This window comes from Pseudomonas sp. SJZ131, assembly GCF_007828705.1.
GTDB classification, from domain to species: Bacteria; Pseudomonadota; Gammaproteobacteria; order Pseudomonadales; family Pseudomonadaceae; genus Aquipseudomonas; species Aquipseudomonas prosekii.
Genome location: NZ_VIVC01000001.1, coordinates 1,197,009 through 1,210,868, shown reverse-complemented (window position 1 = coordinate 1,210,868; position 13,860 = coordinate 1,197,009). Strand labels below are relative to the sequence as shown.

Sequence of the window (13,860 nt, the reverse complement as noted above, 5' to 3'; positions counted from 1 at the left end):
CCATGGCAATTGAGCGATTCACCTGGCAAATCGAAAAGGGGGCGACTGGCGAGATCAAGCAGCGCAACCGATCCAAACAGTTCGGCGACGGTTATGAGCAGTCGGTCTCGGACGGCATCAACAACAAGGTGCAGTCCTGGCCCATCAGCCACACCGGGAGTGCGGCGCGGATCAACGAAATTATCGCCTTCCTCGATCGCCACAAGGGCGCGAAAGCTTTCCTGTGGACGCCGCCCCTTGGTGAGCTCGGCCTTTACAAGTGTCCTAACGGCTACCAGCCATCACACAAAGGCGGATCGGTTTACACGCTGACCGCCACCTTCGAACAAACCTTTCACCCCTGAGGTAATGCCGCATGGCTTTGATTACGGACATCCAGAAACTGGAGCCCGGCGGGGAAGTGCGGCTGTTTGAAATCGACGGCAGGGAATACGGCGCGGACATTCTGCGCTTCCATGCCCATGCGATTCCGCACACGCCGGCCGAGCTGCTGGCCTACGAGAACTCGCCTGACGAACTGCCGGCGAAGTCGATCTGGTGGCAGGGCAATGAATACGCAGCCTGGCCGGTGCAGATTGAAGGCATCGCCGCCGACAGCAGCGGCAGCGCAAGTCGGCCGACTTTCATGGCCGGCAACGTCAACGGGCGAATCACCGCGTTGTGCCTGGCCTTCGACGACCTGCTGAAGTTTCAACTGACCGTGCGCGAGACGCTGGCGCAGTACCTGGATGCAGTGAACTTCCCTGAGGGAAACCCGACCGCCGACCCTACGCAGGAGGCGCTGGAAATCTGGTACATCGACCAGAAGACCGGCGAGGACGGCGAGGTCGTGCAGTGGGATCTGTCTTCCCCGGGCGAGATCGACAACCACGGGCTGCCTGGGCGTCAGATGACGACCTTTTGTCACTGGGCCATGACCGGTGGCTACCGCGGGCCGAACTGCGGCTACACGGGCGGCGCGATGTTCGATGACGATGACAACCCCACGGATGACCCGACTAAAGACGAGTGCAAGGGCGGGCTGAAGTCCTGCAAGTTGCGCTTCGGTCAGAATAACGAACTTCCCCATGGCGGATTCCCCGCAGTGTCACTGATCGCACGGAGCTGACCATGCGCAAGCACATCCTGAGCGCGATGGAGGCGCACGCTATCTCACAGTATCCGAAAGAGGCCTGCGGGCTGGTGCTGGCGATCGGGCGCAAGCAGAAGTACTTCCCGTGCGGGAACATCGCGACCGAGCCAACCGAAGAGTTTCGAATCGATCCAGAGGATTACGCCGCTGCGGAAGACGTTGGTGAGGTGATAGGGGTTTTTCACACGCATCCGGACGCCACCAGTCGGCCGTCCCCGCATGACTTGGCCATGTGTGAGGCCACCGCCTTACCCTGGCACATCCTGAGTTGGCCGGAAGGAGATTTGCGCAGCATCACTCCAGCCGGCAGCACGCCGCTGCTAAATCGACCGTTCGTGCACGGCGCCTGGGACTGCTGGCAGGTCTGCGCCGACTGGTACAAGCGCGAGTGGGGTCTGGAGTTCGAGGCCTTCAAGCGCGCCGATGGCTGGTGGGAGAGCAAGGACAACACCAGCTTGTACGAGGCCAACTACGAGGCTGCCGGCTTCTACAAGGTCGATCAGCCTCAGCGCGGCGACATGATCGTGATGGAAGTGGGCCGTACAGTGCATCCGAACCATGCCGGGATTTATCTCGGCGCTGATCCGGCCCTACCGGGGGGCGAGGATTCGTCGACGTTCGGCCCCGGCCCGTTTCTGCTGCACCACCTATATGGCCGTCCCAGCGAGATCATCGTCTTCGGTGGTCCGTGGCTCGACCGAACGCGCCTGATCCTCAGGCACAAAGATGCGCAACCAACTACATGATGCGGCAGGGCCGCAATAGGATGCTGCCATGACTCTGCTCGGTGATTTAACAGCTCGAGGGCTACGAGAATTTAAGGAAGTCCCCGTGCATAGCCCTTTCCACTCCTTTGAACGCATTAAAGAGGCCTTGAATGGTAACGTTCAAATTCTCCCAAGCATCCGCATCCCCGTTACCGTATGCGTTGAAGTAGATGCACAGCCGCAAACCTGTACGCTCGTCGTGCCCGCCGGGAAGCTCGATGTAATCCGTCGCTGCCCCGGCAATGTCAAAGATGGCGCAGTGAAAATCGGGCCTTTCTACTTGGAGATAGAGGCTCACCATCCGGTATAACCATTGGATCGCATCTCCTGAAAGATTCGCCTCAAGCTTACGGATAAAAAATTCGATCCTGCCATGCGTTTTCGTATCGAATTGGAACTGATCATCTGGGTTTTCGGCGGGAGGGCGAAAAAAACAGTCGTTAGTTTCCAGCGCTCCGTCTTCACGGTTAAGCCACTCGAGTAGCTCATAGAAGGTTTGTATGGCTCTTTGCGAGTCGTAAGGCCTGAAGTCCTCAAGCGTTTCGCGAATCAGCTCAGGCTTTTCGCGGAAGCTATAATATTCGCCCGCGTTTTCGGTGTAAGTCGTCTTGTCCCACGGCTGGCTGCGCGCGGCCGTCTCTTGAATTTCGTAATGTGATACCACCAGCATTGAATTACCCCTGTCCATGGATTTACTAAGGGCGAAACGCTACTCCTGAACCTTGGTGCGCCGTTACTGGGGATTCGTACAGCAGCAACCGGTGATACAGTCATCCCTTTCAGGAAGAGGAAGAGTCATGCGAGTTTTGATAGGGGCAGTGGCGTTGATGCTGTTGGCGGGGTGCGCCTCAACTGCAATTTCGGTGAGGGATGCGAAGCCGGTCCCCCCTGACGAGATTTACGCATTCCAGTCCAAACCCTCAGGCGAAAGCGGGAAAATCACGGTGGTTCGTGACTCCGGTACTGTCGGTTCTGGTTGCGATATCGTCGTGTACTTGGATGGCCGCAAGGCCGCAAAAATCGGCACCGGCCAGCGCGCCACCTTCTACTTTCCTCCTGGATCGCCAAATCTAGGTGCAGGTTTGGCGGGTTCCGGGCTATGTGCTGGGGCTGCAATCCGTACGATCTCTGCGAACGTCCAGCCCGGAAAGGAAAGCCTGTACAGAATCAGCGGGGATATGGCGGGGTTCTATATTGGCCCCTACGTCGACTACAACTGATATCAACTTTCAAATGGCCGCCTCCGGGCGGTTTTTTATTGTCTGGAGAAAAATGATGGGTTCTGCCGTGATCAATTACCAGCCGCTGACGACCATTCGGCTGTACGGGCAGCTTCGGCAGTTCGGCCGTTCTTTCCGGCTGTCGGTGCGGACACCCGCAGAAGCAATCAAAGCGCTGTGTGTACAGATCCCGGGTTTTGAGCGGTTCCTATCAAATGCTAAGTCCCGCGGGCTCGAGTTCGCTGTGTTTCGCGGGAAGACCAACATCGGTGAAGCGGAACTCGGGTACGGCGGCGAGGGCGATATCCGCATTGCCCCGGTCATAGTCGGCAGAAAGCGTGGCGGTATTTTGCAAACCATAGTCGGCGCAATCCTGATCGTTGTGGGGGTGATTTTTGCTGCCACGCCATTTGGTACGCCATTGATTGGGGCGGGTATTGGTTTGGTTGCTGGCGGAGTTATACAGATGCTCAGCCCGCAGGCTGGCGGCCTCAAAACGAGCGCCGCCCCCGAGAACACCCCCGGCTACGCCTTCGGCAGCGCCAAGAACACCACGGCATCCGGCAATCCAACACCTCTCTGCATCGGCAAGCGCCGGTGGGGTGGCGCGATTATCAGTGCCGAGATTTATGCCGAAGACCAGATGTAGCCAAGCCAACGAACACCACAGCCGCCCAAGAGGCGGTTTTTTATTGCCTGGAGAAAAGCATGGGCGCAGCACAGCAGCTTGATATTTACGGCGCCAAGGGCGGATCGGACAAGCCGAAAAGCCCAACCGAGGCGCCCGACAGTCTGCGCTCGGTGGCGATGGCCAAGATCCTAATTGCTATCGGCGAAGGGGAGTTCGCGGGCAATCCTACTGCTCAGGACATTTACCTCGACAATACGCCGCTGCAAGATCCCCAGGGCAACATGAACTTCCCGAACGTAAAGTGGGAATTCCGTACCGGCTCCGTCGAGCAAGGCTATATCCAGGGCATCCCGTCGGTAGCGAACGAAACTTCCTTGGGCATTGAGCTGCGCAGCGGCACGCCTTGGGTACGAGCGATCAGCAACATTGAGCTGTCGGCCGTGCGCCTACGGTTCGCCTGGCCCGCCCTGCAATCGGTCGACGCCAGTGGCAACGTGAATGGCTACCGGATTGAGTACAAGGTCGAACTGTCCACGGACGGTGGCGCCTATCAGCAGGTGCTCAGTGAAGCCGTGGACGGCAAGACCACCAGCACCTACGAGCGCACCCGTCGCATCGACCTGCCTGTAGCGACCAGTGGCTGGCTGATGCGAGTCACCCGAATCACAGCCAACCAGAACAACAACAAAATTGCCGACACCATGCAGATCGCCGGCTTCACTGAGGTGATCGACGCGAAGTTGCGTTACCCGAACACCGCATTGCTCTACATCGAGTTTTCGGCCGAGCAGTTCCGCAGTATCCCAGCGGTGACGGTCGATTGCCGTGCCCGCAAGTGGCAAGTACCGAGCAACTACAACCCGGACAGCCGATCTTACACGGGCATCTGGGACGGCACATTCAAGCAGGCATGGACTGATAACCCCGCCTGGATTACATACGGCATCACCGTCAACGATCGTTTTGGGCTCGGTCGCCGCATTAAGCCTTGGCAGGTCGATAAATGGGAGCTCTATCGGATCGCCCAGTACTGCGATCAGCTTGTGCCAGACGGCAAGGGCAGCCAGGAGCCGCGCTTTATTTGCAACCTGAACCTGCAAGCAAAGGCAGACGCATGGTCGCTGCTGCGCGATATCTCGGCGATTTACCGAGGCATGACCTACTGGGCCCAAGGCCAGGTCTTCACGCTGTCGGATATGCCGCGGGCTACCGACTTCGACTTCGCCTACACCCGGGCGAACGTCATCGACGGCAAGTTCACCTACTCAAGTGCATCGGAGCGCACCCGCTACAGCCGCGCTCTGATCAGCTACGACAATCCAGCGAACAACTACGACACCGACGTCACGGCGGTAACCGATGCCAAGCTTCAGCGGCGCTATGGCGACAACCCGCTGGAGATCAGTGCTATCGGCTGCACGCGAGAGTCTGAGGCCCAGCGCCGCGGCAAGTGGGCGCTCCTCACCAACTCCAAGGACCGTGTAGTCACCTTTCAGGTCGGTCTTGACGGCCGTATTCCGCTGCCGGGCTACGTCATTCCCATCGCTGACGAACTATTGGCGGGACGGCCAATTGGCGGTCGCATTACTGCGGTGAATGGCCGAGCTATCACGCTCGACCGAGACACCCAGGCAAAGATCGGCGACCGGCTGATCTTGAACTTGTCGAATGGCAAGTGCGAAGGCCGCACCGTTCAATCGGTAGCGGGCCGCGTGGTGACTGTCACGGTTGCGTATTCGGCCGCGCCAGAGCCTGAGCTCGTTTGGGCGCTGGACGCCGACGACCTGGCTGTGCCGCTGTACCGCGTGACCAGCGTGTCGCGCCCGGAGCCAGGCGTATTTGAGATCTCGGCCGTCCAGTACGACCCGAGCAAATTCGCGCACATCGACACTGGCGCGCGCCTGGAAGAACGGCCGATCAGCGTCATTCCGATCACCGTTGTACCGGCGCCGGCAAGCGTCACCGTTTCATCTGCTTCAGTCGTGTCGCAGGGCATTGCCGTCGCAACGATGACCATCACCTGGCCAGCGGTTCCTGGCGCCGTCGGCTATGACGTCGAATGGCGCAAGGACAGCGGCAACTGGATCAAGGTGCAGCGGGTTGGCACCACCAGCGTCGACGTGGTTGGGATTTACGCCGGGGCTTACCTGGCACGCGTCCGCGCGGTGAGCGCTTTCGACATTTACTCGGTGTGGCGCAGCTCGATGCTGACCAACCTGAAAGGGAAGGAGGGGCTGCCGCCGGCGGTTTCCTTCCTGACCGCGACTCCGCTGCTTTTCGGCATCTACCTCAAGTGGGGTTTCCCCGCCGGCGCCGAGGACACGCAGCGTGCTGAAATCTGGTACGGGCCAACTCCGAGCCTAGAGGCAGCCACAAAGCTCACCGACCTGTCGTACCCGCAAAGCGATTACGTGCTGCAGGGACTTCGCGCTGGCGTGACGTTCTTTTTCTGGGCGCGCTTGGTGGACCGCATCGGTAATGTCGGACCGTGGCATCCGGTTGGCCTAGGCGTTATGGGGCAGTCCAGCTCCGATGGCGGGGATGTTCTGGAGTTGATCGAGGGGCAGATCTCCGAGACTCATCTTGGCCAGCATCTAAAGGACCGTATTGATCTGATCGACGGTGCATCAACGTTGCCAGGTTCCGTGAATGCTCGCATTAGCGCAGTTGCTGGAACGATCGGGGATGTGTCGGCCGCAATTACTCAGGAGACGAACCGACGCATTGAAGGCGACTCCGCACTGGGGCAGCGCATCGATACTGTTTCGGCAACGGCCAGCGGTGCCGCTTCCGCCGTGCACACTGAAGTTACTGCGCGCGCTCAGGGCGATACCGCACTGGGCTTTCGCATAGATTCGGTAGTTGCCACAACGGGCGTTAACTCTGCCGCAATTCTTGCGGAGGCAAACGCTAGAGTCGATGCGGATGGTCTGCTGGCCACCCAGATCAGCGGGGTTTACGCACAAGTAAATCCTTCACTTGCTGGCGACTCTCAGGGGATGGCTGGCTCCGACCAGGTTTACGTCGGCGTTTGGTCCGAGCAGTCGGCGCGAATCGAAGACGGCGTAGCTCTGGGGCAGCGAATCGATGTCGTTAGCTCTTCCGTTGGCGCTAACGCCGCCGCCATTCAAACGGAGACTCTTGCCCGGTCATCTGCCGACAATGCGCTGGCGAGCCAAATCACAACAGTGCAGGCCGTGGCCAACGGGGCGTCAGCGGCCGTTCAGACGGTGTCCCAGGCTCAGGCTTCCACGGACGGGAAGCTCACCACCATGTGGGCTGTGAAAATGCAGCTCAACGCGCAAGGCCTTTACGTGGCTGCGGGTATTGGCCTCGGGATAGAAAACACAGCGGCCGGTTTGCAAAGCCAGTTTCTGGTCAGTGCTGATCGTTTCGCTGTGGTCAACGGGCTTGATGGCACTACCTCCGTTCCTTTTGCGATTCAGAACGGCCAAGCGTTTCTGCGATCAGCTTTCATTCTTGATGGAACCATTACCAACGCCAAGATCGGCAACTACATCAGCTCAGTCAATTATGTCGCCGGACAGCAGGGTTGGATTTTGAACAAGGATGGCTCATTGGAAATCAACGGCGTTGTTCCGGGGCAAGGTCGCCTTGTGATCAACTCGCTGAATGTCTCGGTTTACGATGCAAACAACGTTTTGCGTGTGCGTCTTGGCTATCTGGGGTAAAAAATGGATTCAGGAATGTGGGTATGGGGTCCAGATAGTACGCTTCAGTTGGACCCCAGTTCTTTCACGATGCGAGTCGTATTGTCGACTCTCGTCACTTTTCCCAACAACACCAAATCAAGTCAGGACTTCTTGGTCCCTGGCAGTACGGCCGCAAATTCTGTGGCGATAGTAATCCCGACAGGCCTATATTCCGAGAATAACGCTCGGCAGTTGGAGACTGAAATGTTGTCCGGAGTTGCGCGAGTCTATAATCACACTCGAACTTTTGCGGCCAGCCTTTCAACCAGTGGGACCATGCGATTAATGGTTATAAGGTTTGCCTGATGAGCTTTGGTTTAACATTCATAAACAACAGTGACCAAGTTGTTATCGACTCTGAGTTCGCAAGGCTTAACGTTATATGCACAGGGCGCTACGCACCGACGCAGGAGTCTGGACTCGGATCAACAACGGCTTTCCCTATCGTTATTACCAGCCAGGAGCCGCCGCTTGTGTTCTGTCGCCCGGACACTGGCGGCATCAGCGGCTTAACGGCGATGCAGGTTATCGGCACGCCGGGCGCTTGGACGGGGTTCTATGTCCGAGCCTATGACGTCAACACCAACAAACCGAATGGCCGATACTTTGCAGGGACATTTGGCGCGCAACCGGTAGCGACTTACGGCATGCAGCTGTGGGATGGAGCATCAAAGCTGCTTTTCGATTCGGGCACTCCGACAGCTTTGTTCACTCGAGCTTTTCAGAGCTGGGCGTATGTCCGATCTGAAACGACCCCCACCGGGAGTACGCGGAGCTTTTATACAGTCCCGTTCAACTTTCCTGAAAATGAATACATGCTGATTAACACCTTCGGCATGAACATGCTGACGGGTGCCGGGTCCGGTCGTCTCGTCAAAACGCTTTGGAGTTTCAGTGCCGGGACTTTATATGCAGTGACGGATGGATTCTCTAACCCCTTCGTGTTTTTCCTGCCGGCTGTATTTGCGAAACTGTCTGTTTGATTTAACAATTCTTATATCGACTCAAATGCGGGTCTCATTTTCGATCATTTAGGAACTGATATGGCAAAGCAATCGATTAACCTCGGCGCGGCGCCAACCGGGATAGGCGGTGATACTCCGCGAAGTGCATTTACGAAAACCAATGCCAACTTCGATGAACTGTATCTTCGTGATTCCCAGTTGGGGACGGCGGCAAATGCAAACATTGGTCAAGCGGAGGGCAACGTTCTAGGTGTCGGCAATTTGGGTTTAGGTATTAAAAACACGCCGATGTCCAATTCGATGAACAATTGGACGACCGGCTTTTATGCCATTCAACAAGGAAACACGCAGTACGTAGAAGCAACCGGTATTTCTTCCGGCAACCTGATTGCTATCGGTTTTCCCTTTGGCCAATGGGGTAGCCAGATTTACATGGGATACGGCACTAACGGCAGAAGCATCATTGGTTTCAGGACAGCGGACTTTACTTCCGCCCCGTTCATGGAGATCTACCACACTGGCAACACCACTCGCGCCGCTGACGGCACATTGAAGGCGATCTAAATGACGACTCGCGCAGCAATCAACATCCTCGGCTCGACAGGCGAGGTCATCGACATCACATCGCTGGGCGTTGAAACGCTTTCCTGTTCGCGCCTCGATATCGGACGCTATCGCGTGATGGGCACACTCGGCATGGCACCTCCTCCAGAAGGGTGGGGGTATGTAGTGAATCAAGCTGACAGCGACAAGACAGTCGCAATCACATATGCAGATGGTGAGCTTCTGGTGACCGTGGGCAAGGACGGGGAGCCCGCCGACCTCGAACATAGCGTCACGCTGCATGTATCGGTCGCAGATCTTGCTCCGTTCGAAATGCCGCCAATTGCTATAGAGCCGGCCGCTGCGCCGGTCGATCCTGTAGCCGTGGCTATCACCGAAACTGCCCGGCTGCGTGCGGTGGCAGATTATGCGATCGCGCCGCTTCAAGACGCCCTTGATATTGACGAAGCGACCGATGAAGACATCACGCTGCTCAAGGCCTGGAAGAAGTATCGTGTTGCGCTGAATCGCGCCACCGATCAGCCTGGCTACCCGACCACAATTGATTGGCCGAGCGTCCCAGCCTGATCTAGGCAGCAACACAAGCACCCGCCATTGAGCGGGCTTTTTTTGCCTGGAGAAAACCGATGGCTGTTTCTGATAAAGACCGTGACATCCTCGCCCGCACGTTGTGGGGTGAGGCTCGCGGCGAGGGCCTGGCCGGCCAGATCGCCGTGGGATGGACGATCCGCAACCGCGTGTTCGATGGAAATCCCCGGTCGTGGTGGGGCGAGGGCTACGCCGGCGTGTGCCAAGCGCAGTACCAGTTCAGCTGCTGGAACAAAAACGACCCGAACTTTGCCTACCTGTCTGGCGCGAAAGCAATACCTGTTCGAGAGCTCGTCCAGGCATTCAAGGCTGCTGACCAAGTAATTACTGGCGCCGTGGGAGATCCTACCGGCGGCGCCACGCACTATTACGCGACTACAATGCCACGTCCGCCGATCTGGGCAAATACCGCCAAGCAGACGCTCAGGCTTGGGCACCACATGTTTTTCAAAGCGGTTCCTTAGCCAACCCTCATTGAGGTTACAGACTGTGCAACATTGTAAGCTTGCACAGCCTAATCACCTAACGTTAGCAGCGCAGCTCACAAGTAACTTCAAAGCTGCTGTTAACACTGCAAACTAATCTGCAGTCTTGAGGCACCCCTTTTTGTGATTTGTCCTTTTTCTCTGTTAGCTTAATTGATTGAATAATGTATTCGGATAGTCCATTGGCTTCAATGGCTTGTTGTAGCGCTTGCCCCAATTGCCCGGATACGCTCTCAAGCTTGCTTTTATCGACGCTCATTGTCATTTTCCTTTTTTGTTAAAGATTATGCTGGCTCCAAGACTTAGATATTGGTTAGCGTGGCCAATTCAATCATGCTAACTATTGGTTGTTGGTCATTATCTAAGGAGTTCGCGTCTTTCAGAATAGCGCTTATGCGTCCCGTGTCGCGCCATCTTCGGTTAATCCGACAGGCGGATAGTATAATGACGCGGTGGCCAAAAAGTCTGAGATTTACTGTAACTACGGGTTTACAATTTATTGCGATATCACGATGAGCGAACCCAAATATGAGTTATACATACTTATATTTTCCTAATGGTTCATGGCGTGGGACTCTAGCTGTTCGAGGTCTAAAAGAGATACGAATACACACTTAGCCACCAACAAACGTCAGCATAATGAGTAGTACGGGGATTTAGACGCGCTAGCACCAACCTTCCCGCCTACGCCTTGTTTACCTGATCTCAAGCTCGGCAAAAACCCTCTTTGCAACTGGAGCCTCCGCGGGCTCAGTTAAGTTCGACGCGAAGCTGATCTCGCTCCTTCACCATCTCGGCGCGCATCTTTACCAAGCCGAAGATGTGTTGCCGGGCTTTGTGCAGTTGCCAGGTCAGCTCCCGTACTTCGCCGTCGGTCAAGGGCAGCAACTGAAGGCAATTTCCTTCTGGTACCATAGAGTTGCTTAGGTTTCTGAGTCACCTTGACATGGTGGTGGTCACTTATATGACCACCAGTCGAATTGGGCGCATTCCAATACGAGTTTGGAGGTGGGTTTTATAGAGCGGGTGGGAGGATCGCGGACGAGCAGATTTGAGTCGCGACTGCCGCTAGTGGCGAGCCGCTCATGATGACCGATTTTCCTCCTGCGGGGAGCATGGACCAAGTGTATCCAACGTAAGCGCCGTAGCTGTTTTTTCCGTTGATTTCAATGCACCAAGAGTCTTTTGACTTGTCCCGCGACTCACCTCTGCTATCCGAGTTGACGAAAAATGTTTCACGGAACTTCGCGCTTTCCGGATCTTTCAGGTCGTGACTTGCCATCGTGTGGGCGAGTTGAACGGCAGTTTCACTCATCGAGTATCGATAAATGGTCATTGGTTTTGCAGAAGCTTGCTTCGGCGGTGGTGTAGAACAGCCTATCAGTGAAAAAACCAACAGCGAGAGAGCGATTTTTTTCATCTCAACAATCCTTTGTTTGTAGTTTTTAATCCGCGCTTGAGCATGTCACATCTGGCGACGTGTCACTCCTTCGAACCAGGCGATTTTCTCTTGGTCCCGCTGGTATTTTCTGGTCAGGCCCTCGCTCGCATGGCAGCTATTTTCTGACCATCCTATTCGGCTCCGTTGTACAGGTGCAGCTACAGCGCTCGCACTTCGTGAAAGCCCGGCATCTCTTCTTTCCTCCATCCCGCGCAGCGGTTCGCCACCACCCTGGCCTTCTTGAATGCTCGCATCAAATAACTCTCTGCACCTTCGTCCAGTGATCCTTGTTCTGCGCCTGTTTTTGTTTCCACTGCTCGGGCGGTACACCAGGTGGGGCGATACCACATCGTCACGGCATCGACTGATGACCGTCTGCGACTACCGCGAGATCAGAAATCGTACGGTTTTAGGTCAGTTTGACAAAGTGTTGGAAGCGCGTCTCATGGCGTTGGCACCGATCTAGAGCACCTTTGTCGGATCGCTAGACGAAGTCCTCAATATTTTAAACGCGTTCAGCGCTACTGCCCGGATCCGGTAGGGGAAGCGTTTTCGCACCCGCTTATCAGATATCTCCTGCAAAAAATTGACCGCGAGCCGTTATGAAAGTTAACTGTATATCTGTACAGTGTCGGAAATCGTGCGTCATGAGCTTTTCAATTCTAGGCCCTATTGTCGAGGGCGGTCTGAAGTTGCCGCTGTGTCTGTTCCAGGTGCCGGCCGGTTTTCCTTCGCCAGCAGCAGATCACATCGAGGCGCACATATCGCTGGATGAGGTGCTGAACATCCGCGCACCACACGTTTACTTGGTGTCGATCATCGGGGAGAGCATGCAGGGCGCGGGAATCTTCGAGGGCGATTTGGCAGTCGTAGACCGTTCCTTGGAACCGGCACACGGACACATCGTCGTGGCATTGCTGAATAATGATCCGGTCTGCAAGCGTCTGTGCATTCGCGGTAAGGACGTGATCCTGCTCTCTGAAAATCCCAAATACCCACCAAGGTACGTGCTCGAGGGTGATGAGCTTTCAATTTGGGGCGTGATTACCGGCAGCGTGCGCAGTCATGTCTAATAAGACGCTTCCCGTATTTGGCCTTATAGACTGCAACAGCTTCTATGCCAGCTGCGAGCGGGTATTCCGCCCTGACCTGGCAAAGGTCCCGATCGTGGTGCTTTCGAACAATGACGGATGCGTCATCGCGCGCAGCTACGACGCCAAACCCTTCGTAAAGATGGGCGAGCCGTATTTCCAGATCAAGCACAAGCTGCGGCAACACGGCATCGTCGCGTTCTCCTCGAATTACGCCCTGTACGGTGACATGAGCGAGCGGGTCATGAGCCTCATCGAATCCATGGTCCCAGCGGTGGAGGTGTACAGCATCGACGAGGCCTTTGCTGACCTCACCGGTATCGACGGGCTGGACGTGCTCGGCCGGCAGATACGCGCCCAGGTGCTGCGATGCACCGGTGTCCCTGTTGGTGTGGGAATCGCCCCGACCAAGACTTTGGCCAAGCTGGCCAATCACACGGCAAAGCGTTTGCAGGCACAGACCGGGGGTGTGGTGAATATTTGCGATCCTGTAAAACGCGATTGGGTGCTGCGCAACACCGATGTGGCCGAGGTGTGGGGTGTGGGCCGACGCATGAAGATGCACCTGAACGCCATGGGCATCAAAACCGCAATGGACCTGGCCAAGGCCGACGCGTGGGCGTTGCGCAAAAACTTCAGCGTGGTGATCGAGAAGACTGCTCGGGAGTTGGCTGGTACGTCATGCCTGGAGCTGGAGGAGCCGGATCCGCCGAAACAGGAAATCTGTTGCAGCCGAATGTTCGGCAAACGATTGACGGAGCTCCCGCCGATCAAGGAGGCCGTGGCCACCTACATGATGCGAGCATCTGAAAAACTTCGGGCCCAGAGGTCGCTGTGTAAGAAGATAAGAGTGAGCATCCGCACCGGTATGTTCAATCCGCAAGAAGTTAAGTACGCGAACGGTGTGGTGGTGGACCTGCCTTACCCAACCGACGACGTGCGCCTGCTGACCAAGGCCGCGGTCGATGCGCTTGATCATGTGTTCCGCCCAGGCTTCAACTACAGCAAGGCGGAGGTGATGCTGCTAAACCTATGCCAGCCGGGCGAATACACCGACGACCTGTTTGCTGTATCGCAGCCGGTTGAGGCAACTCGGGTCATGGCGGTATTGGATCAAATAAACGGGCGCTGGGGCAGGGGGACGCTGCGCGCCGCCAGCGTGCCTTCTAACCCTGATTGGGGCATGCGTAGGGAGATGATGAGCCAAAGTTACACGACAAAGCTGGACCAGTTGTGGAAGGTGTCTTGCGTTTGATAGGGACT

17 protein-coding genes are annotated in these 13,860 nt (G+C 56.4%); 13 read left to right on the top strand and 4 right to left on the bottom strand.

Going from position 1 to position 13,860, the window contains the following annotated elements:
* Nucleotides 1-2: 2 nt before the first annotated feature.
* From FBY12_RS05130 to FBY12_RS05120, 3 genes are read left to right on the top strand one after another with little or no spacing between them, the layout of a single operon-like run.
* Entirely contained in the window at nt 3-344 is a 342-nt protein-coding gene (locus FBY12_RS05130) for a phage tail protein (RefSeq protein WP_145251697.1), read from the top strand.
* Nucleotides 345-355: 11 nt separating this feature from the next.
* Nucleotides 356-1,108, top strand: a complete 753-nt coding sequence (locus FBY12_RS05125) for a phage minor tail protein L (RefSeq protein ID WP_145251695.1) — start codon at nt 356-358, stop codon at nt 1,106-1,108.
* A 2-nt stretch (nt 1,109-1,110) separates the two neighbouring features.
* Nucleotides 1,111-1,878 (top strand): C40 family peptidase, encoded by a 768-nt coding sequence (locus FBY12_RS05120; RefSeq protein WP_145251693.1) that lies wholly within the window; start codon nt 1,111-1,113, stop codon nt 1,876-1,878.
* A gap of 61 nt (nt 1,879-1,939) precedes the next feature.
* Here FBY12_RS05120 and FBY12_RS05115 read toward each other — a convergent pair whose 3' ends face one another.
* Nucleotides 1,940-2,569 carry a fructose-1,6-bisphosphatase gene (locus FBY12_RS05115; RefSeq protein ID WP_145251691.1) on the bottom strand — a complete coding sequence of 210 codons (630 nt, stop codon included), beginning with the start codon at nt 2,567-2,569 and terminating at the stop codon, nt 1,940-1,942.
* A gap of 127 nt (nt 2,570-2,696) precedes the next feature.
* On the opposite strand from FBY12_RS05115, the gene FBY12_RS05110 reads away from it, so the two are divergent.
* From FBY12_RS05110 to FBY12_RS05075, 8 genes are read left to right on the top strand one after another with little or no spacing between them, the layout of a single operon-like run.
* The gene (locus FBY12_RS05110; RefSeq protein WP_145251689.1) at nt 2,697-3,119 is read left to right on the top strand and encodes a hypothetical protein; all 423 of its coding nucleotides are present in this window, start codon (nt 2,697-2,699) and stop codon (nt 3,117-3,119) included.
* A 55-nt stretch (nt 3,120-3,174) separates the two neighbouring features.
* Nucleotides 3,175-3,768 carry a tail assembly protein gene (locus tag FBY12_RS05105; RefSeq protein ID WP_145251687.1) on the top strand — a complete coding sequence of 198 codons (594 nt, stop codon included), beginning with the start codon at nt 3,175-3,177 and terminating at the stop codon, nt 3,766-3,768.
* 59 nt (nt 3,769-3,827) lie between these two features.
* Nucleotides 3,828-7,442, top strand: coding sequence for a phage tail protein (locus tag FBY12_RS05100; protein ID WP_145251685.1), 3,615 nt, complete (start codon nt 3,828-3,830; stop codon nt 7,440-7,442).
* 15 nt (nt 7,443-7,457) lie between these two features.
* Nucleotides 7,458-7,769 (top strand): hypothetical protein, encoded by a 312-nt coding sequence (locus FBY12_RS27770; protein ID WP_145252326.1) that lies wholly within the window; start codon nt 7,458-7,460, stop codon nt 7,767-7,769.
* Nucleotides 7,769-8,446 (top strand): hypothetical protein, encoded by a 678-nt coding sequence (locus tag FBY12_RS05090; protein WP_145251683.1) that lies wholly within the window; start codon nt 7,769-7,771, stop codon nt 8,444-8,446. The genes FBY12_RS27770 and FBY12_RS05090 overlap by 1 nt, the downstream gene beginning before the upstream one ends.
* Nucleotides 8,447-8,506: 60 nt before the next feature.
* Entirely contained in the window at nt 8,507-8,992 is a 486-nt protein-coding gene (locus FBY12_RS05085) for a hypothetical protein (RefSeq protein ID WP_145251681.1), read from the top strand.
* Nucleotides 8,993-9,559, top strand: coding sequence for a tail fiber assembly protein (locus tag FBY12_RS05080; RefSeq protein WP_145251679.1), 567 nt, complete (start codon nt 8,993-8,995; stop codon nt 9,557-9,559).
* A 59-nt stretch (nt 9,560-9,618) separates the two neighbouring features.
* A complete protein-coding gene (locus FBY12_RS05075; RefSeq protein WP_145251677.1) occupies nt 9,619-10,044 on the top strand; it encodes a cell wall hydrolase in 426 nt (141 codons plus the stop codon).
* A gap of 64 nt (nt 10,045-10,108) precedes the next feature.
* Here FBY12_RS05075 and FBY12_RS05070 read toward each other — a convergent pair whose 3' ends face one another.
* The 3 genes from FBY12_RS05070 to FBY12_RS05065 form a co-directional block, all read right to left on the bottom strand.
* Nucleotides 10,109-10,324 carry a hypothetical protein gene (locus tag FBY12_RS05070; RefSeq protein ID WP_145251675.1) on the bottom strand — a complete coding sequence of 72 codons (216 nt, stop codon included), beginning with the start codon at nt 10,322-10,324 and terminating at the stop codon, nt 10,109-10,111.
* A gap of 491 nt (nt 10,325-10,815) precedes the next feature.
* Complete coding sequence (locus FBY12_RS27620) at nt 10,816-10,953, bottom strand: hypothetical protein (protein ID WP_178111716.1); 138 nt, start codon at nt 10,951-10,953, stop codon at nt 10,816-10,818.
* Nucleotides 10,954-11,080: 127 nt separating this feature from the next.
* Nucleotides 11,081-11,485: a hypothetical protein gene (locus FBY12_RS05065; protein WP_145251673.1), complete on the bottom strand. Its 405-nt coding sequence runs from the start codon at nt 11,483-11,485 to the stop codon at nt 11,081-11,083.
* 668 nt (nt 11,486-12,153) lie between these two features.
* On the opposite strand from FBY12_RS05065, the gene FBY12_RS05060 reads away from it, so the two are divergent.
* Nucleotides 12,154-12,579, top strand: coding sequence for a LexA family transcriptional regulator (locus tag FBY12_RS05060; RefSeq protein WP_145251671.1), 426 nt, complete (start codon nt 12,154-12,156; stop codon nt 12,577-12,579).
* The gene (umuC, locus tag FBY12_RS05055) at nt 12,572-13,852 is read left to right on the top strand and encodes a translesion error-prone DNA polymerase V subunit UmuC (protein WP_145251669.1); all 1,281 of its coding nucleotides are present in this window, start codon (nt 12,572-12,574) and stop codon (nt 13,850-13,852) included. Before FBY12_RS05060 ends, umuC begins: the two co-directional genes overlap by 8 nt.
* Nucleotides 13,853-13,860 lie beyond the last annotated feature (8 nt).